Source organism: Micromonospora sp. NPDC047730 (genome assembly GCF_043204765.1).
GTDB lineage: Bacteria > Actinomycetota > Actinomycetes > Mycobacteriales > Micromonosporaceae > Micromonospora.
The window spans coordinates 214,150-230,945 of record NZ_JBIDCU010000012.1; the positions used below are offsets into that span (position 1 = coordinate 214,150).

General features: G+C 74.2%; 20 protein-coding genes. 12 read left to right on the forward strand and 8 right to left on the reverse strand.

Annotation, left to right across the window (positions count from 1 at the left end; all coding sequences use genetic code 11):
• Positions 1 to 6: 6 nt before the first annotated feature.
• Positions 7 to 777 carry a hypothetical protein gene (locus ACGF5G_RS25570; protein ID WP_393266945.1) on the forward strand — a complete coding sequence of 257 codons (771 nt, stop codon included), beginning with the start codon at positions 7 to 9 and terminating at the stop codon, positions 775 to 777.
• Positions 778 to 797: 20 nt separating this feature from the next.
• Here ACGF5G_RS25570 and ACGF5G_RS25575 read toward each other — a convergent pair whose 3' ends face one another.
• A complete protein-coding gene (locus ACGF5G_RS25575; protein ID WP_393266948.1) occupies positions 798 to 1,175 on the reverse strand; it encodes a winged helix-turn-helix transcriptional regulator in 378 nt (125 codons plus the stop codon).
• 121 nt (positions 1,176 to 1,296) lie between these two features.
• On the opposite strand from ACGF5G_RS25575, the gene ACGF5G_RS25580 reads away from it, so the two are divergent.
• Positions 1,297 to 2,172: an NAD(P)-dependent oxidoreductase gene (locus ACGF5G_RS25580; RefSeq protein ID WP_393266950.1), complete on the forward strand. Its 876-nt coding sequence runs from the start codon at positions 1,297 to 1,299 to the stop codon at positions 2,170 to 2,172.
• A 68-nt stretch (positions 2,173 to 2,240) separates the two neighbouring features.
• On the opposite strand, the gene ACGF5G_RS25585 is transcribed toward ACGF5G_RS25580, so the two are convergent.
• On the reverse strand, positions 2,241 to 3,137 hold the full coding sequence (locus ACGF5G_RS25585; RefSeq protein ID WP_393266953.1) for a ribokinase: 897 nt from the start codon (positions 3,135 to 3,137) through the stop codon (positions 2,241 to 2,243).
• Between the two features lie 20 nt (positions 3,138 to 3,157).
• Complete coding sequence (locus ACGF5G_RS25590; RefSeq protein WP_350704664.1) at positions 3,158 to 4,000, reverse strand: ABC transporter ATP-binding protein; 843 nt, start codon at positions 3,998 to 4,000, stop codon at positions 3,158 to 3,160.
• Between the two features lie 131 nt (positions 4,001 to 4,131).
• Here ACGF5G_RS25590 and ACGF5G_RS25595 point away from each other — a divergent pair, with 131 nt between their 5' ends.
• Both ACGF5G_RS25595 and ACGF5G_RS25600 read left to right on the forward strand, forming a co-directional pair.
• Positions 4,132 to 5,142: an ABC transporter ATP-binding protein gene (locus ACGF5G_RS25595; protein ID WP_357697186.1), complete on the forward strand. Its 1,011-nt coding sequence runs from the start codon at positions 4,132 to 4,134 to the stop codon at positions 5,140 to 5,142.
• Complete coding sequence (locus ACGF5G_RS25600; RefSeq protein ID WP_393266956.1) at positions 5,139 to 6,152, forward strand: ABC transporter permease subunit; 1,014 nt, start codon at positions 5,139 to 5,141, stop codon at positions 6,150 to 6,152. The genes ACGF5G_RS25595 and ACGF5G_RS25600 overlap by 4 nt, the downstream gene beginning before the upstream one ends.
• Before the next feature lie 111 nt (positions 6,153 to 6,263).
• Here ACGF5G_RS25600 and ACGF5G_RS25605 read toward each other — a convergent pair whose 3' ends face one another.
• Positions 6,264 to 7,439, reverse strand: a complete 1,176-nt coding sequence (locus ACGF5G_RS25605; RefSeq protein WP_357697190.1) for an ROK family transcriptional regulator — start codon at positions 7,437 to 7,439, stop codon at positions 6,264 to 6,266.
• A gap of 167 nt (positions 7,440 to 7,606) precedes the next feature.
• On the opposite strand from ACGF5G_RS25605, the gene ACGF5G_RS25610 reads away from it, so the two are divergent.
• From ACGF5G_RS25610 to ACGF5G_RS25625, 4 genes are all read left to right on the forward strand, one after another.
• Positions 7,607 to 9,058 (forward strand): glycoside hydrolase family 3 N-terminal domain-containing protein, encoded by a 1,452-nt coding sequence (locus ACGF5G_RS25610; protein ID WP_393266959.1) that lies wholly within the window; start codon positions 7,607 to 7,609, stop codon positions 9,056 to 9,058.
• 175 nt (positions 9,059 to 9,233) lie between these two features.
• Complete coding sequence (locus ACGF5G_RS25615) at positions 9,234 to 9,824, forward strand: hypothetical protein (RefSeq protein WP_393266962.1); 591 nt, start codon at positions 9,234 to 9,236, stop codon at positions 9,822 to 9,824.
• Positions 9,821 to 10,315, forward strand: a complete 495-nt coding sequence (locus ACGF5G_RS25620) for a thiol-disulfide oxidoreductase DCC family protein (RefSeq protein ID WP_393266965.1) — start codon at positions 9,821 to 9,823, stop codon at positions 10,313 to 10,315. Before ACGF5G_RS25615 ends, ACGF5G_RS25620 begins: the two co-directional genes overlap by 4 nt.
• Entirely contained in the window at positions 10,278 to 10,976 is a 699-nt protein-coding gene (locus ACGF5G_RS25625) for a TetR family transcriptional regulator (protein WP_393266968.1), read from the forward strand. Before ACGF5G_RS25620 ends, ACGF5G_RS25625 begins: the two co-directional genes overlap by 38 nt.
• A gap of 222 nt (positions 10,977 to 11,198) precedes the next feature.
• On the opposite strand, the gene ACGF5G_RS25630 is transcribed toward ACGF5G_RS25625, so the two are convergent.
• Positions 11,199 to 11,861, reverse strand: a complete 663-nt coding sequence (locus ACGF5G_RS25630) for a GNAT family N-acetyltransferase (protein WP_357697201.1) — start codon at positions 11,859 to 11,861, stop codon at positions 11,199 to 11,201.
• A 353-nt stretch (positions 11,862 to 12,214) separates the two neighbouring features.
• Between ACGF5G_RS25630 and ACGF5G_RS25635 the strand changes: the two genes are divergently transcribed.
• Together ACGF5G_RS25635 and ACGF5G_RS25640 are read left to right on the forward strand one after the other, a co-directional pair.
• Entirely contained in the window at positions 12,215 to 12,412 is a 198-nt protein-coding gene (locus ACGF5G_RS25635) for a DNA repair protein (protein WP_393266971.1), read from the forward strand.
• Between the two features lie 121 nt (positions 12,413 to 12,533).
• Complete coding sequence (locus ACGF5G_RS25640) at positions 12,534 to 13,052, forward strand: hypothetical protein (protein WP_357453722.1); 519 nt, start codon at positions 12,534 to 12,536, stop codon at positions 13,050 to 13,052.
• 118 nt (positions 13,053 to 13,170) lie between these two features.
• Here ACGF5G_RS25640 and ACGF5G_RS25645 read toward each other — a convergent pair whose 3' ends face one another.
• From ACGF5G_RS25645 to ACGF5G_RS25655, 3 genes are all read right to left on the reverse strand, one after another.
• On the reverse strand, positions 13,171 to 13,902 hold the full coding sequence (locus ACGF5G_RS25645; RefSeq protein WP_393266974.1) for a Clp protease N-terminal domain-containing protein: 732 nt from the start codon (positions 13,900 to 13,902) through the stop codon (positions 13,171 to 13,173).
• A gap of 152 nt (positions 13,903 to 14,054) precedes the next feature.
• Positions 14,055 to 14,255 carry an MbtH family protein gene (locus ACGF5G_RS25650; RefSeq protein WP_393266977.1) on the reverse strand — a complete coding sequence of 67 codons (201 nt, stop codon included), beginning with the start codon at positions 14,253 to 14,255 and terminating at the stop codon, positions 14,055 to 14,057.
• 163 nt (positions 14,256 to 14,418) lie between these two features.
• Entirely contained in the window at positions 14,419 to 15,042 is a 624-nt protein-coding gene (locus ACGF5G_RS25655; protein ID WP_393266980.1) for a TetR/AcrR family transcriptional regulator, read from the reverse strand.
• Between the two features lie 90 nt (positions 15,043 to 15,132).
• Here ACGF5G_RS25655 and ACGF5G_RS25660 point away from each other — a divergent pair, with 90 nt between their 5' ends.
• Positions 15,133 to 16,086, forward strand: a complete 954-nt coding sequence (locus ACGF5G_RS25660; RefSeq protein WP_393266983.1) for an ABC transporter ATP-binding protein — start codon at positions 15,133 to 15,135, stop codon at positions 16,084 to 16,086.
• The gene (locus ACGF5G_RS25665) at positions 16,070 to 16,795 is read left to right on the forward strand and encodes an ABC transporter permease (protein WP_357697216.1); all 726 of its coding nucleotides are present in this window, start codon (positions 16,070 to 16,072) and stop codon (positions 16,793 to 16,795) included. The genes ACGF5G_RS25660 and ACGF5G_RS25665 overlap by 17 nt, the downstream gene beginning before the upstream one ends.
• Position 16,796 lies beyond the last annotated feature (1 nt).

The following is a 16,796-nucleotide window of genomic DNA, read 5'->3' on the forward strand; positions in this document are numbered from 1 at the left end:
GGTGCCATGGTGATTCCCCTTCCCCGGCCCGCCGCGGTCGTCGGCCTGACCCGCTCCGCCCTCGACCAGGCCCTCGGCTCGGCGGCCTCGTTCGCCGCCGTGCCGGCCCGCGCGTTCGCCGTGCTGGACTCCGTGGAGGCGCTACTGACCCGGATCAACGGGGTGGTGGACCGGATCGACGGCATGGTGGAGCGGGTCGACGGCATGGTGGACCGGGTCGACGCCACGGTGGGCCGGGTCGACGGCATGGTGGACCGGGTCGAGCAGACCCTCGACCGCACCGACCAGGTGCTCGCCGACGCCGACGCCGCGGTGCGGGAGGTGCCCGCGATCAGCACCGCCGCGACCGCCGCCATCGGGACGGCCACCGAGGTGGCCGCCGCCGCGTCCGTGGTGGTCGGGCAGGCCGAGTCGGTGGCCGGTCGGGCGGCCGGTGCCGTGGGCACCGCGGCAGAGGCGGCGGCCACTGCCGCCGAGCTGCTGACGGCGTACGAGCCGGCGTTGCGCCGGGCGGCGCCCATGGCGAACCGCTTCGTCGAGCAGCTCAGCCACGAGGAGGTGACCGCCGCGATCCGGCTCGTCGACGAGCTGCCCAAGCTCAAGCAGCACCTGACGGCGGACATCCTGCCGATCCTGGCCACCCTGGACCGGGTCGGCCCGGACCTGCACGACCTGCTCGACGTCACCCGCGACCTGAAGCTCGCCGTCGCCGGCATCCCCGGGTTGGGCATGCTGCGCCGTCGGGGCGAGAAGCTCAGCGACGACGCGGAGGCGTGAGCGGCGGTGAGCGGCCCGGTCTAGCGCGGGGCGGGCACGGCCCCGTTCACCGGGACCTGGTCGGCGCCGATCCGCCGGATGCGGTCGGTGCCCCACTCGCCCAGCGACGCCAGGGCGGCGTTGAGGGAGACCCCGTGCTCGGTCAGGGAATACTCGACCTTCGGCGGCACCTCGCGGTACACCTCACGGTGCACGAGCCCGTCCTCCTCCATCTCGCGCAGGTGCTGGATCAGCATCTTCTCGCTGACGCCCGGCAGGCCGCGCCGGAGCTCGGCGAACCGGCGGGTCCCGTGGTGGTGCAACTCCCAGAGGATCAGCGACTTCCACTTGCCGCTGACGACGTCCATCGCGGCATCGATGCCGCAGATGTAGGGACCGCGTCGCGCCTTCGTTGCCATGCCGCCTCCCCGCTGCACTTACCAAGAGGTAAGTACCTGACAAATTAGTCGGTACTGGCGCACTCTACCGGCTGCGGTGAGGATCTCCTCGTACCACGACTCGCGAGGGGGAGCCCCGAACATGACAACGAACGACGGCATCCAGGTGAGCGTTCTCGGGCTGGGCGCGATGGGCAGCGCGCTGGCCGCCGCACTGCTGAGGGCCGGGCACGAGACGACGGTGTGGAACCGCTCGCCGGGCAGGGCGGACGACCTCGTCGCGCAGGGCGCGCAGGCCGCCACCACGGCGGGCGACGCCGTCCGGGCCAGCCGACTGGTGATCGTCTGCCTGCTGGACCACGCGTCCGTCCACGAGGTGCTCGACCCGCTCGCCGGCGACCTGTCCGGCCGGACCCTGGTCAACGTGACCACGACGTCACCGGACCAGTCCCGCGAGCTGGCCGCCTGGGCCGCCGACGCGGGGATCACGTACCTCGACGGCGGGATCATGGCCGTACCGGCCATGATCGGGCAGCCCGGATCGTCGGTCCTCTACAGCGGGTCGCCCGACGCCTTCCGCCAGTACCAGCCGCTGCTCGACGTGTGGGGCGACAGCACCTGGTTCGGCGAGGACCCCGGGCTGGCGCCCCTCTACGACCTCGCCCTGCTCGCGGGCATGTACGTCATGTTCGCCGGGTTCATGCACGGCGCCGCCATGGTCGCGCCGGCCGGCGTGACGGCGGCGAAGTTCGCCACCATGGCCGCGCCCTGGCTGACCGCCATGACCGGCGCCTTCCACGAGTTCGCCGCGGTCATCGACGGCGGGGACTACACCGTCGACGGACAGCAGAGCCTGGAGTTCTCCGACCTCGGCGACATCCTGGCGGCCAGCGCCGAGCAGGGCATCAGCACGGAGGTCGTCGCCACGGTCCAGCGGCTCCTGCACCGCCAGATCGAGGCGGGCCACGGGAAGGAGGGCTTCGCCCGCATCATCGAGAGCATCAAGCACCCGGCCTAGCGGAATCGGCCCGCTGCTGATTCAGCGAGAAGCAGCAGCGAAGGGGCGGCCGACGTTCCGGGGCCGGATCAGGCCGGGGTGTAGAGCTCCTCGATCTCGGCCCGGCTGGGCAGGGCCGAGGAGGCGCCGAGCCGGCGGGCGCAGGCCGCCCCGGCCGCCGCCGCCCAACGCACCGCGTCGACGAGGTCCCGGCCCTCGCCCCAGGCGACCGCGAGCGCGGCGGTGAAGGCGTCCCCGGTCGCCGTGGAGTCCACCACGTCGACCTTCACCGCCGGCACGTGCACGGCCGTGCCGTCCCGGTCGCCGTACCAGGCGCCCTGCGCGCCGAGCGTGAGCACCACCCGGGGCACCAGGTCGAGCAGGGCCGACGGGTCGTCCCGGCCGCGCCCGGTGAGCGCCCGCGCCTCGGTCTCGTTGACCACCAGCAGATCCGTCGCCGCGAGCAGCTCCGGGGGCACCGGCACGGCCGGCGCGGCGTTGAGCACCACCCGACTGCCGGCCGCCCGGGCAACGACCGCCGCCCGGGTCACCGTGCCGACCGGGATCTCCAGCTGGGCGAGCAGCACGTCCGCGGAGCGTACGGCCGCCAGCTCGGGCTCGGTGAGGTGGGTCATCGAGGCGTTCGCGCCCGGGGTGACGAGGATCGCGTTCTCACCCTCGGCGTTGACCATCACCAGCGCCACCCCCGACGTGCCGTACGTCGTGCGGAGCTGGTCGGTGTCGACGCCGGCTGCGGTGATCCGGGCCCGCAGGGTGACGCCGAACGCGTCGGAGCCGATCGCCCCGAGGAAGGCGCAGGAGGCGCCGGCGCGGGCCGCGGCGATGGCCTGGTTGGCGCCCTTGCCGCCGGGCACCATGACGAAGCCGGTGCCGAGCAGGGTCTCCCCCGGCCGGGGCAGGGCGGGGGCGGTGCCCACCAGGTCCATGTTGGCGCTGCCCACGACGACGACCCTGGTCTGCCGCACGCCGACCTCCTTCTGGCGCCTCAGGCGGCGCGGGCGGTGTACCGGTCGCCGGAGCGCTCGACCACCAGCGGCAGCCCGAAGGTCTTGGAGAGGTTGTCCCCGGTGAGGGTGTCACCGAGCAGCCCCTGGGCCACCACCTGGCCGTCGCGCAGCAGAAGCGCGTGGGTGAAGCCGGGCGGGATCTCCTCCACGTGGTGGGTGACCAGCACCAGCGCCGGGGCGTCCGGGTCGTACGCCAGCTCGGCCAGCCGGGCCACCAGGTCCTCCCGCCCGCCCAGGTCGAGCCCGGCCGCGGGCTCGTCGAGCAGCAGCAGCTCCGGGTCCGTCATCAGCGCGCGGGCGATCTGCACCCGCTTGCGCTCCCCCTCGGACAGCGTGCCGTAGGCGCGGTCGGCGAGGCCGCCGATGCCGAGCTGGCTCAGCAGCGCGCGGGCGCGGGCCTCGTCGCCGCTGTCGTAGCTCTCCCGCCAGCGCCCCAGCACCGACCAGGCGGCCGTCACGACCACGTCGCTGACCCGCTCGTCGGCGGGCACCCGCTCGGCGAGCGCGGCGGTGGAGAGCCCGATGCGCGTGCGCAGCTCGTTGACGTCGGTGCGGCCGATGCGCTCGCCGAGCACGTGGGCAGTGCCGGTGGTCGGGTGCAGCCGCCCGGCGGCGAGGTTGAGCAGTGTCGTCTTCCCGGCGCCGTTCGGGCCGAGCACCACCCAGCGCTCGTCCAGCTCGACCCGCCAGTCCAGGTCGTGCAGCAGCGCCGTGCCGGACCGGCGTACGCCGACGCCGTCGAGGCTGACCACCAGATCCGCGTCCACGGGCGCGGGCGCGGCTGCGGCGCCGCCGGCGCCGGGGATCAGGTCACCAGTCACCCGACCATCCAACCACGCAGCGCCGCGGCGCCCCCCACGGGCGGCGCCCCGGTCGTAGGGTGAGGCGCCGTGTCGTTGGTCACCACACTCGAAGGACGGTCCATGCCCGGTCGCAACACGGAGCCGCGCTGGTGAGCGCGGTCATCGAGATCGAGGGTCTGCGCAAGACCTTCCGCAGCCTGCGGCAGGGGCGCCGGGTGGCGGTCGACGGTTTCGACCTGCTGGTGGAGTCCGGCCAGATCCACGGCTTCCTCGGCCCCAACGGGTCGGGCAAGACCACCACGCTGCGCGCCCTGCTCGGGCTGGTACGCGCCGACGCCGGCCGGATGACGGTGCTGGGACGGACCTCGCCGGAGCAGCTGCCCCAGGTGGCCGGGCGGGTCGGGGCGATCGTGGAGAGCCCCCAGTTCTTCGGCAACTTCACCGGGCACCGCACCCTGCGCCTGCTCGCCCGGGCCGGCGGCGTGCCGGTCGCCCGGGTCGACGAGGTGCTGGAGCAGGTGGGCCTGCGGGACCGGGGCGACGAGCGGGTCAAGGGCTACTCGCTGGGCATGAAGCAGCGCCTGGCGGTGGCCTCGGCCCTGCTCAAGGACCCGGAGCTGCTGATCCTCGACGAGCCGGCGAACGGGCTGGACCCGGCCGGCATCCGGGAGATGCGCGACCTGATGCGCTCGCTGGCCGAGGCCGGCGTGACCGTGCTGGTCTCCAGCCACATCCTGGCCGAGATCCAGCTGATCTGCGACCACGTGACGATCATCTCGCGGGGCCGGCGGGTGGCCGCCGGGCGGGTCGACGAGGTGCTGGCCGGCTTCGACCGGCACGAGCTGCTGGTGCGGGTGGACGACCCGGAGCGGGCCGCCGAGCTGCTGACGGCGGCGGGGCTGGCGGTGACCGGGCACGACGACCACCTGGTGGTGGGCGACGTGGACGACGCCGCCACGGTCAGCCGCACGCTGGGTGAGGCGGGCCTGTGGGTGCGCGAGCTGACCCCGCTGCGGCCCGACCTGGAGAGCGTCTTCCTCGAACTGACCGGCACGGCGGCGCACCCGACGGTCCCCCGACAGGTGGACGACTCGGTGCTGCCCGACCAGGGGCCCCGGGAACCGGTGATCGACCTCGACGCGAGCGGAGTGGACGCGTGAACCTGGTCCGTGCCGAGCTGGAGCGCCTGGGTGCCCGGCGCTTCGTGCAGCTCATGGTCGTCCTGCTGGTGCTCGCGTTCGGCGTCACCGCGGCGACCACCCTCGCCGGCTCCCACCGGCCCACCGCCCAGGAGATCCTCGACGCCGAGCAGCAGGCCGCCGCGGCGCGCAGCGAGCTGGAACGCACCCACCAGCTCTGCCTGGACCGGCAGCGCGGCGTCATCCGGGTGGACGAGGTGCACGAGTACATCCCGGACGACTGCAGCGAGGTCGACCCGGCCCAGATGGAGCGGGCCCCGGTGGCCGCCGACTTCCTGACGGGGGTGTTCACCTTCGCCGAGGAGGCCCGGCCGCTGCTCTACTTCCTCGTCGCCTTCCTGGTGCTCTTCGGCTTCCTGGTCGGCGCCTCCTACATCGGCGCCGACCTGAACTCCGGCGGGGTGGTCAACCTGCTGCTCTGGCGGCCCCGGCGGCTGACGGTGCTCGGCGCCAAGCTGGGCACGCTGCTCGGCGCGACGGCGCTGCTGTCGCTGGTCGCCTCGGTGGCGTACCTCGGGGCGTTCTGGCTGATCGCCCAGCTCGCCGGCCGGCCCGGGCGGCTCGACGGGGAGTTCTGGCGGTCGCTGGGCGCGACGTGGGGGCGCGGCATGCTGCTGGTGCTGCTGGTCACCGCGATGGGGTTCGCCATCGCCACCCTGGGCCGGCACACGTCCGCGGCGCTCGGCGCGATCGCCGGCTACCTCGTGGTGTGGGAGCTGGGGGCCCGGCTGGTGATGGAGATCCTGGACGTCGTCCAGGTGGACCGGTACGTGCTCTCCAGCTACGTGGCCGCCTGGCTGAACGGCAAGGTGGAGTTCTGGGACCTGCGGGCCTGCCCGGACGGGCTGACCACGTCCTGCAGCGGCTACTGGTCGCTGACCTGGCAGCCGTCGCTCATCCTGCTGCTCGGGCTGACGGGAGCGCTGACCGCGGCGGCCTTCGCCGTGTTCCGCCGACGCGACCTGATGTGACCTGCGGCGTCATCCGGCCCCGGCGCGGCAACACCTTGCAGCACCGGGGCCGATGATGAAATATTCCTTCACATGACGCGCGGCCGATCCCGATCCCGTCGGCGGCGGCGGTCAGCCGATCGTCGAGCCGAAGACCTCGTCGCGGACCGCGTCCAGCGCCGTGCGCAGCGCGCCGCGCAGGATCGGTTCCTCGGTCAGGCCGGTGGGCACCACCCGGGGCCGGACCAGGGTGATCGCCGCGACCTCGTGCTGCACCCGCTCCGCCAGCGCCGCCCCGCCGGCCTGGCCGACCTCACCGGCGAGGACCACCAGCGGCGGGTCCAGCACCACGCAGGTGCTCGCCACGCCGAGCGCCAGCCGGCGGGCCACCTCGTCGAGCATCGGGCCGCCGGCCGTGCCGTCGGCGACCGCCGCCCGCACGGCGGAGGCGCCGCTGTCGTCCGGGTAGCCGTGCGCCCGGGCCAGCTCGCGGACCGCCTCCGCGCCGATCAGCTGCTGGAACGCGGGCTTCGCCCGGCGGGAGACGTCACGCGGGATGGGTGCCCCGGGCACCGGCAGGTAACCGATCTCACCCGCGGCGCCGCTGCTGCCGTGGTGCAGCCGGCCGCCCAGCACGATCGCCAGGCCGACGCCCGCGCCGACCCAGACCAGGACGAAGTCCGTCAGCCCCTGGGCCGCACCCGACTGCGCCTCGGCGACCGCCGCCAGGTTGACGTCGTTCTCGAAGACCACCGGGGTGTGCAGGTCCTCCCGGAGCGCGGCGAGCAGACCGCTGTGCCAGCGTGGCAGGTTGAAGGCGAAGGTGATGTCGCCGGTGCCCGGGTCGACCAGGCCGGGGGTGCCCAGCACGATCCGCCGTACGCTCGACAGCTGCGCCCCGGCGCTGCTCGCGGCCTGGACCACCGCGTTGTGCACGACCCCGACCGGGTCGTCGGTGTCCCGGGTCGACTGCTCGACGCGGCCGATCACGGCGCCGGTGATGTCCGCGCAGGCGGCGACCACCCGGTCGGCGCCGACGTCCACGCCGACCACGTGCGCGCTGCCCGGCCGCACGGCGTAGAGCTGGGCGTTCGGTCCCCGCCCGCCGGCCTGCTCGCCGACCCGGGTGACCAGCCCCCGCTCCTCCAGCCGCTCGACCAGCTGGGAGGCGGTGACCTTGGACAACCCGGTCAGCTCGCCGAGCCGGGCCCGGGTCAGGGGCCCCTGCTCCAGCAGCAGCTCCAGCGCGGCGCGGTCGTTGAGCGCCCGCAACAGGCGGGGGGTGCCGGGCAGCCGGGTCGAACTCATGCCACGTCCTCTAGTTTTGTTAAACCTTGCTAACTGTAAACGGACCTGCAAACGGGTAGCCGTAGCGTATCGGCCGCCCGGGACCGGGGCGCTCGGCCGACCCGGTACGTCGCCGACCGCCGCCGGTACGACATCCGTGCCCTCGGGCACCGAAAGGGGAAGATCACGTGGGGCTCGATCCAGGACTGCGCCGGCTCGCGCTCGGCACGCTGCTCGCCGCGTACCCGGGGCCGGTCCCGCCGGACTGGGCGGTCGACCTGGTGGCCGAGGGGCTCGCCGGGCACACCCTGTTCGGCACCAACGTCCACGACCCGGGGCAGCTGGCGGCGAGCACCGCCGCCCTGCGCGCGGGCCGGCCGGACGTGCTGATCGCGATCGACGAGGAGGGCGGTGACGTCACCCGGCTGGCGCACGCCACCGGCAGCCCGTACCCGGGCAACGCCGCGCTCGGCGCGATCGACGACGTAGCGCTGACCCGCCGGGTCTACGAGGCCATCGGCGCGGAGCTGGCGGGCCTCGGCATCACCGTCGACCTCGCGCCGACCGTGGACGTCAACACCGCCGACGAGAACCCGGTCATCGGCACCCGCTCGTTCGGCGCCGACCCGGTGCGGGTCGCCGCACACTCCGCCGCGGCGGTCGCCGGCCTCCAGGCCGCCGGGGTGGCCGCCTGCGCCAAGCACTTCCCGGGGCACGGCGCGACGGTCGCCGACTCCCACTACGAACTGCCCACCGTGGACGTGCCGCTCGACGTGCTGCGCGAGCGCGACCTGCCGCCCTTCGCCGCGGTCGTGGCGGCCGGCGCGCAGGCCGTGATGACCGCGCACATCCGGGTGCCGGCGCTGACCGGCGACGGCCCCGCCACGTTCAGCCGGGCGGTCCTGGTCGACCTGCTGCGCGGCGAGTACGGCTTCACCGGCACCGTCATCACCGACGCGCTGGAGATGAAGGGTGCCGCCGTGGCCGCCGGCGGGGTGGGCCCCGCCGCCGTACGGGCCCTCGCCGCGGGCGCCGACCTGCTCTGCATCGGCGCCAAGGTCGACGCCGAACTGGTCGAGCGGGTGGTCACGGAGATCGTCGGCGCGCTGGCCGACGGCCGGCTGGACCGGGCCCGGGTCGAGGAGGCGGCCGGCCGCGTCGCGACGCTCGCCGCGTGGACCCGGGCCACCGGCGCGACCTCGGCCGCGTCCACCGAACTCGGGTACGCCGCGGCACGGCGGGCCGTCCGGGTGGAGGGGGCCCTGTCCGGCCTGGACCGCCCGCTGGTCGTGCAGCTGCACGCCGCCTCGACCATCGCCGAGGGACGGGTGCCGTGGGGCCTCGGCCCGCACCTCGACGGCGTGGAGGAGCTGCGCGTGGTCGCCGCCGAGACCGAGCCGGCGGCCCTGCGCCGGCTCGCCGGGGACCGGCCGATCGTGCTGGTCGGTCGACACCTGCACCGTCTGCCGGGCGGCCCCGAGCTGATCGCCGCGCTGGCCGCCGCGCACCCGGTGACCGTGGTCGAGATGGGCTGGCCGGCCCAGTGGCGGCCGGCGGGCGTACGGGCGTTCGTCACCACGTACGGCGCGAGCCACGCCAACGGCCGGGCGGCGGCCGAGGTGCTCGGCCTGGCCGGCTGACGCGGGCGGCGGCACCCCGGGCCCGGGCCGGCGGCTTGACGGCGCGGGCCCGGGCCCGGGGTGCGCCGTCGGAATGACCGACCCCTGACACCGCGCCACCCACTCTTGAACGCGTTCAAAGAGTGCCCTACGCTCATGGCAACAAACTTGAACACGTTCAAGAAGGGCGTCGGCGATGGACACCAAGGTCTGGATGTACCTGGTCTACCTGGCGGTCAGCATCGGGCTGACCGTGTGGGTGGCCCGGGCGCTCTCCCGCAACGGGTTGGTCTTCCTCGAGGAGGTGTTCGCCGACGAGCGGCTGGCCCGTGCGGTGAACAGCCTGCTCGTGGTCGGCTTCTACCTGCTCAACCTCGGCTACGTCACGGTGGCGATGAAGCACCCCGACCCGGTCGGGTCCACCGCCCAGGCCATGGAGGAGCTCTCCCTCAAGATCGGCCTGGTGCTGCTGGTGCTGGGCGCGCTGCACTTCTTCAACGTCTTCGCGCTCGGCCGGTACCGCCGGGGCCGGCTGCGCCAGCTCGCCACCCATCCGCCGCTCGCCCCGGTCGGCCGGCTGCCGATGCAGCCCGCGCCCCGCGGGCCCCACCCGGCCGCCGGCCCGCAGCCGGTCGGCCCGCACCCCGGCAGCCTCCACCCCGGCAACCCGCACCCCGTCGGCCCACGCCAGCCCACCGGCACGCAGCAGCCCGTCGGCACCCAACAGCCCGCCGGCCCGACCGGCCCCGGGCCGGAGGCCGGCCCCGGCACGCCGCCGGCCCGATGACCGTCCCGCCCGGCGACGGAACGGGCGGGGTTCCGGATGCCACCGCGCACGGGGGCGGTGGCATCCGGGGGTTCACCGTCCTCTACGACGCGCACTGCCCGCTCTGCCGCGCCGCCCGCCACTGGCTGGCGTCCCGCGCTCAGCTCGTACCCCTGGAGTTCGTGCCGGCCGGCTCCGCCGAGGCCCGGCGGCGCTTCCCCGAGCTGGACCCCGACGCGACACTGCGCGACCTCACCGTGGTCGCGGACACCGGCGAGGTGTACGCGGGCGACGGCGCCTGGTTCGCCTGCCTGTGGGCGCTGGCCGACCACCGGGGCGCCGCCGAGCGGCTGGCGCGCCCGCACCTGCTGCCGCTGGCCCGCCGGATCGTCGCCGCCGCCGCGTCGGTACGCGAGCGCGTCCGCGACCCGTGGGCGGGCCCGGTGGACGACCCGGCGGGATACGGTGAGCCCGATGACCGAGCAGACTGCGCCGACGACCGCTGCGGGTGAGCCGGCCACCGCCCGGGGCGAGCAGACGCGGCAGCTCATCCTGGACACGGCGATGCGGCTGTTCCAGGAGCGGGGGTACGCCCGGACCACCATGCGCGCCATCGCCCAGGAGGCCGGGGTGGCGGTGGGCAACGCCTACTACTACTTCGGCTCCAAGGACCACCTGATCCAGGAGTTCTACGCCCGCGCCCAGCTCCAGCACCGGGCGGCGGCGCAGCCGGTGCTCGACCGGGAGTCCGACTTCGCCGCCCGGCTCGCCGGGGTGCTGCACGCCGGCATCGACGTGCTCACCCCCTCGCACGACTTCGCGGCGAGCTTCTTCAAGACGGCGGCGGAGCCGACGTCCCCGCTCAGCCCGTTCTCCGCCGAGTCGTCCGCGCCCAGGAAGGCGGCCGTCGACCTCTTCGCCGAGGTCCTCGACGGCTCGACCGCGAAGGTGGACGCCGAGCTGCGTCCCCACCTGCCCGAGCTGCTGTGGCTCGCGTACATGGGGGTGGTCCTCTACTGGGTCCACGACCGGTCCCCGCAGCAGGCCAAGACCCGGCAGCTCATCGACGGCGCGGTGCCGTTGGTCGACCGGCTGGTGGGGCTGTCCCGGTTGCGGGTGCTGCGCCCGGTCACCCGGCAGGTGCTCGACCTCATTCGCACGCTGCGTCACTGACCCGCCGCGCCGCCTCGACACGCTGCGCCCCAGGTCAAGTCCACTTCTGGACAGTTCCAACCGCCCGCCGGCATCTTGCCGAACAGCCCATCAATACGTAGCGTAATCGGCACACACGGCGACCGGCCCCGCAACGCCCGTCGCGGGCACGGGACCTGGGGGAGGCTGCGGGCCGTGGATCCGGCCCGGGATCCACGGTCCGCGCCCCGCCCCACCGTCGAGTCAGGGCGGGTACACCCCGAACGACCGCCAGCCCCGGTCGGGGAAGCCGGCGGCCTCGGCGACCCGCGCGGAGGCCGCGTTGGCGCGGTCGTGCAGGTAGGTCGGGACGGCCCCCTCGTCGAGCACCCGCCGGGCCGCCTGCGCGACCAGCCGCCGGGCCAGCCCCCGCCCCCGCGCCGCCGGCACCGTCCCCACCGCCAGCTCGTGGCCGTACGCGTCGTGTCGCTTCACCCCCACCCCGGACAGGTACCGGCCACGCTCGTCGCGCACCACCAGCACGGGCCGGTCGAAGAGCCGGAGCCAGGACGGCAACCCCGGCGAGGCCGGGGACACCCACTCCCCCACGTCGGGCAGCGGGGCCGGGGCCACGCTCCACCGGAACACGTCGTCGTGGACCGCCCAGCCGGGCTGGCCGACCGTCGCGGGCAACTCGGGCAGGAACCGCCCGGCCCGCCGGCGAACCAGCTCGCGGACCGCGTCCACCCGGTCCGGCGGTACGGAGAGCACGGTGCTCGCCCCGGCCGCGACCGCGATCGCCGGCCGAAGCCGACCGTCCCAGGCCGGCCGGGCCCGCCGGCGCGACCCGACCACGTGCAGCGCCGGGCCCGCCGGCCACTGGCCCAGCCAGGTCGCCAGGTGCAGGTGGAGCCGCCGGTCGAGCATCGAGTCACCTTCCCCGCGGCCGGCCCACGGCAGCCGCCCGCGCGGACGCCGCCGGGGTCGCTCGCCGCGCTCGGCCCGAGCGCGGTCCGCGCCCCGGCCCGTCCGCCGATCACCGTACGCCGGACGGTTGCCGCCCGGCGCACCGTTCCGATCAATGGGCCCGCCGGCCTCATTGCCGGGCTTCGCGCCTCAGCCGCACCGACGTCGGTTCAAGCGCACGGCGGGCGGGTACAGGTGCAGGACGTCGATGGACGCCGCCCCGAGAGCCGGCGCGGTCGCGGGAACCCGATACATCGATCGAGCGTCATATTCATTTCCATACATGTACAACTTTCTTTGGGACGGTAATGGTCATGCCGAATCAGCCGAATGACCGGTACCAGCAGGAGACCGAGCGGCTCTGGCGCGCGCCCGGGACCGTCGGACGGTTTCCCGCGCAGCCGCCGTACCGGGGCAACCGCGGCGCCGCCCGGACCGAGGCGCTCCCCTGGGGAGAGCTCAACAAGCTGCCGGCCGGCACGTCCACCCGCCGCAACCTCAACCCGCGCTGACCCGCGCCGCCCCGCCGGGGGCGACGACACACCCGGGGCGGTCCAGCGGCGGCTTTCGCACACCTGTCGGGTAATTTCTTGTGGTCCGCAACCCCGACCCACGACAGGAGAAGCACCGCGCATGGGCAAGAAGACGATCCACGTCTCCGACTTCACCGGCACGGTCATCCAGCCCCACGACGAGGTGGTCCGCGTCGTCGTCCTGGAACACCCTGACCTGGTGGCCGGGCCCGTGCAACTGGACGCCACCCCGGTCGAGGTGGAGAGCATCGACGACGCCGCGCTCGACGTCGCGGTGGTCGAGATCCACGACCGGCACGGCGGCGACGAGCCCCGGCGGGTGGTGCTGACGGCGAGCGAGTTCGACGCCATGGCGACCGACGTCCCGATGGCGCAGCTGCTGCGGACCGCCGAGCGGGTCCGCCCGCCGAAGGCCCGCAAGAGCGCCGAGAAGGTCGACTACGGCACGATCGAGCACGCCGGCAAGCCGCACCGGGGCCGGGTCACCGAGGAGGAGGCCCGGCTGGTGCGCGAGCAGCTCGACGAGGTCAACAAGCGCCTCGCCGACGCCGGGATCCGCCAGGTCGACCCCGCCGACCCGGAGCACGCCGCCCGGTACGGCTTCCCCACCGCCTCCTGAGTCGCCGCGGCGGCAACCGGCGTCCGGCGCGCTCCCGGACCCGGCACGTCGCCGCCGAGGCGCCCCGGACGCTCGTCGCGGCGGCCCCCGACCGCCGCGACGAGCGTCGACCCTCCCGTCAGCCCTGGACGCCCTTCGCGGCGGCCTCGACCGCCGCGACGAGCGTCGACTCGGCGGTGGCCTTGTCGACGCCGAGGTCGGCGAGCACCCCGCTGCCGTTCTCCAGCTCCAGCAGGGCGAGCAGGATGTGCTCGGTGCCGATGTAGTTGTGGCCCAGCCGCAGCGCCTCGCGGAAGGTCAGCTCCAGCGCCTTCTTGGCCTGCGCGTCGTACGGGATCAGGTCGGGGACCTCGGCCGACGACGGCGGCAGCGCGGCCGTCGCGACCTCGCGCACCCGCTCCAGCGGTACGCCCTGCGCGACGATCGCCTTCGCGGCGAGGGCCTCCGGCTCGCTGAGCAGCCCCAGCAGCACGTGCTCGGAGCGGATCTCGGCATGCCCGCTCGCGCGCGCCTCGTTCTGCGAGGCCATCACGGTGTTGCGGGCGCGCGGGGTGAACCGGCTGAAGCCCTGTTGCGGGTCCAGCGGCGCCTCGGTGGCCTTGGGCACGAAGCGCTTCTGCGCCGCCTGCTTGCTGACGCCCATGCTCCGGCCGATGTCGGTCCACGAGGCGCCGGAACGCCGCGCCTGGTCCACGAAGTGGCCGATCAGGTGGTCGGCGATCTCGCCGAGGTGGTCGGCGACGACGACCGCGCCGGCGAGCTGGTCGAGGGCGTCGGTGTGCGCCTTCTTGATCGCCTGGATGAGGTCGTCGAGCCGGACCGGGTTGCTCATCTGCGTGTGTTCGGTCATGCGTCAACGATAGGTTGACGCATGCTTGTCGTCAACCCTGAGTTGACGATGCCCCGCGGACGACGGCTGACGTGACCGCGGCCGACGGGCCGCGGCGATCCGCCGCCGCACCGGCGCCACCCCCTGCGGCGGGCCGGTGCGGCGACGGCCGGTCAGGCCGCGCTTCCGGCCGTCCGCAGGCTGGCCGGGCGCATGTCCGTCCAGACGCTCTCGATGTGGCTCAGGCACTCCTCGCGAGAGCCGCGGACGCCCACCGCCTGCCACCCGTCCGGCACGGGCCGGTCGGCCGCCCAGATCGAGTACTGCTCCTCGGCGTTGCGGACGACGACATACTGCTCCGCTTCGAAACTCATCCCGCGCCTCCCCGTCACGAACCGGTCACTGAAGATCACTGGTACCGCACGACCCTATCCAGCCGGCACGGCCGGGGCAACGACGGCCTTCACTCGATCCGGCGACGCCGGGCGACGCGGTTTCCCGGCGCCGGCGGCAGCCCCGGCCCATGACGGCGGCGGTTCAGCTCCCGCCGTCGGGGTGCGGCGCGTCGCCCGACAGCGGCCGGACGAGGAGCTCGAACGCCTCGGCGTACCACGTCTCCGGCACCGACTCCGGGTCGACGAGGCGCTGGATGCTCAGCCCGATGTCCAGACCGAGGAGCAGGGTCGCCGTACGGTCCACCAGCGCGGGGTCCGGCCCGTCGGCCCGGGCGGCCAGGTGGGCGGCGATCCCGGCGCGGGTGCGGCGCAGCGCCTCGATGTAGCGGGGACGCACCCGCGGATTGCGCATGGCGGCGATCCAGAACTCCATCATCAGCAGCGCGAAGTCGGCGTTCTCCCCGGCCCGGTCGCCGGTCGAGTTGGCCGAGCTGAGGGCGGCGAAGGCCTGCACCATGTCGGACTCACCGGCGTCCACCTGGGTCAGGTCGGTGCCGATGAGGTCCAACTGCCGGTCCAGCAGGGCGAGGATGATGTCCTCCTTGTTGCGGAAGCTGGAGTACACCGCGCCCTTGGTCAGCCCGGCGGCCGCAGCGATGTCGTCCAGGGAGGCGGCCGGCCCGCGCTCGGCGAGCAGCCGCTGCGCCGCGTCGAGCAGGCGGTTCCGGTTGTGCCGCTGCCGCTCCTGGCGCCCCATTCGTTCCATCAGGCGACTCTCCCGTCGTTCCGCTTGACCAGAATCTCCGCATTCCGCATACTCGGCGGTATCTGAATACCGACCAGTATCGGAGATGTCATGGTGCTGCGCGTGGACCATGTCTGCAAGGAGTATCGCGGAGGGGTGCGGGCCAACGACGACATCAGCATCCGGGTGAACGCCGGCCAGGTCTACGGCCTGCTCGGCCACAACGGCGCCGGCAAGACCACACTGGTCAACCAGGTCGCCGGGCTGATCAAGCCGACCAGCGGCACGATCCGCATCGGCGACGGCGACCCGGTCGCCGACCCTGGGTTCGCCCACCGGGTCTGCTCGGTGCAGCCGCAGGCCCAGGTGCCGCTGATGGGCGTCACGCCGCGCCAGGCCATCACCCTGGTGGCCCGGATCCGGGGGGCCGGCCGGGCCGAGGCAGCCGCCGCCACCCAGCGACTGCTCGAGGCCCTCGACATCACCGAGTGGGCCGACACCCCGGCCGAGCGCCTCTCCGGCGGTGTCCGTCGCCTCGCCGCGTACTGCCTGGCCGCCGTGCGACCGGGCCAGGTGATCGTGCTCGACGAACCCAGCAACGACGTGGACCCGGTGCGCCGGCGGCTGCTGTGGCAGCAGGTCCGGTCGCTGGCCGACGACGGGGCGGCCGTCCTCCTGGTCACCCACAACCTCACCGAGGTCGAGCGGATCCTCGACCGGCTCTCGGTCCTGGCGCACGGCCGGGTGGTCGCCGAGGGCACCGTCGCCGACCTGCGGGCCGGCGCCGGCCCGGCGCTGCGGCTCGACGTCAGCCTGTCGGCCGGCAGCGACGAACCCGCGCCACCGCCGTTCGCCGGGCAGCCCCCGCGCCGGGACCGGCAGCGGCTCGTGTACGCCCTGGACACCGCCGACGCGGTGGCCGCCACCGAGTGGGCGGCCCGCATGCAGGCCGCCGGCACCATCGAGGACTTCTCGCTGTACCCGATGCGGGTCGAGGACATCTACCTCGCCCTCGAAGATCACCAGACGACCCACGAGGAGGTCGACGATGTCGTGGCTCCGTAGCTACGCCCTGCTGCTGCGCTGGAACGCGCTGCGGCTGCGCTTCCTGCTCCCCCTCTTCGCGATCGTCTCCGCCGGGCTCTCCGTCGGCATCATCGTCGGCTTCGCGTACCTGCTGCCCGACGTCGACGCGACCAGCGCCGCGTTCCTCGCCACCGGCGGCCCCACCATCGGGCTGATCACCGTCGGGCTGGTGATGGCCCCGAACATGGTGGCGCAGAGCAAGTTGCAGGGCAGCTTCGAGTTCGACCAGACGCTGCCCGTCCCACCGCTGGCCTCGGTCGCCGCCGGGGTCACCGTGTGGATCCTGGGCGCGCTGCCCGGGCTCGTGCTGTCGCTGCTGGTCGCCGCGTTCCGCTTCGACCTGCGACTGGACCCGAGCCCGCTGGTGATCCTCGCCGCCCTGCTCGTCGCCCTGACCGCCACCACGCTCGGCTACGGACTGGCCCACGCCCTCCCGCCGGCCGCGGTCGGCCTGGTGACCCAGCTCGTCGTCTTCGTCACGCTCATGTTCTCCCCCGTCAACTTCCCCGTCGACCGGCTACCGGGCTGGTTGCAGGCCGTGCACGTCGTGCTCCCGTTCCAGTACATGGCGCAGAGCGTGCGCGAGGCGCTGGTCGGCGGCATCAGCGGCACCCCGTACCTCGTGATGGGCGCGTGGTGCCTGGTCGGGCTGGTGGTGACCTACCGGCTGATCGTCCGGCGGCCCTGAC

What these genes read in the sequence shown, in the direction of transcription:
- ACGF5G_RS25570 (WP_393266945.1), top strand. Translation starts at nt 7, where the DNA reads ATGGTGATTCCCCTTCCCCGGCCCGCCGCGGTCGTCGGCCTGACCCGC.
- ACGF5G_RS25575 (WP_393266948.1), bottom strand. Translation starts at nt 1,175, where the DNA reads ATGGCAACGAAGGCGCGACGCGGTCCCTACATCTGCGGCATCGATGCC.
- ACGF5G_RS25580 (WP_393266950.1), top strand. Translation starts at nt 1,297, where the DNA reads ATGACAACGAACGACGGCATCCAGGTGAGCGTTCTCGGGCTGGGCGCG.
- ACGF5G_RS25605 (WP_357697190.1), bottom strand. Translation starts at nt 7,439, where the DNA reads ATGAGTTCGACCCGGCTGCCCGGCACCCCCCGCCTGTTGCGGGCGCTC.
- ACGF5G_RS25615 (WP_393266962.1), top strand. Translation starts at nt 9,234, where the DNA reads ATGGACACCAAGGTCTGGATGTACCTGGTCTACCTGGCGGTCAGCATC.
- ACGF5G_RS25620 (WP_393266965.1), top strand. Translation starts at nt 9,821, where the DNA reads ATGACCGTCCCGCCCGGCGACGGAACGGGCGGGGTTCCGGATGCCACC.
- ACGF5G_RS25625 (WP_393266968.1), top strand. Translation starts at nt 10,278, where the DNA reads ATGACCGAGCAGACTGCGCCGACGACCGCTGCGGGTGAGCCGGCCACC.
- ACGF5G_RS25630 (WP_357697201.1), bottom strand. Translation starts at nt 11,861, where the DNA reads ATGCTCGACCGGCGGCTCCACCTGCACCTGGCGACCTGGCTGGGCCAG.
- ACGF5G_RS25635 (WP_393266971.1), top strand. Translation starts at nt 12,215, where the DNA reads ATGCCGAATCAGCCGAATGACCGGTACCAGCAGGAGACCGAGCGGCTC.
- ACGF5G_RS25640 (WP_357453722.1), top strand. Translation starts at nt 12,534, where the DNA reads ATGGGCAAGAAGACGATCCACGTCTCCGACTTCACCGGCACGGTCATC.
- ACGF5G_RS25645 (WP_393266974.1), bottom strand. Translation starts at nt 13,902, where the DNA reads ATGACCGAACACACGCAGATGAGCAACCCGGTCCGGCTCGACGACCTC.
- ACGF5G_RS25650 (WP_393266977.1), bottom strand. Translation starts at nt 14,255, where the DNA reads ATGAGTTTCGAAGCGGAGCAGTATGTCGTCGTCCGCAACGCCGAGGAG.
- ACGF5G_RS25655 (WP_393266980.1), bottom strand. Translation starts at nt 15,042, where the DNA reads ATGGAACGAATGGGGCGCCAGGAGCGGCAGCGGCACAACCGGAACCGC.
- ACGF5G_RS25660 (WP_393266983.1), top strand. Translation starts at nt 15,133, where the DNA reads ATGGTGCTGCGCGTGGACCATGTCTGCAAGGAGTATCGCGGAGGGGTG.
- ACGF5G_RS25665 (WP_357697216.1), top strand. Translation starts at nt 16,070, where the DNA reads ATGTCGTGGCTCCGTAGCTACGCCCTGCTGCTGCGCTGGAACGCGCTG.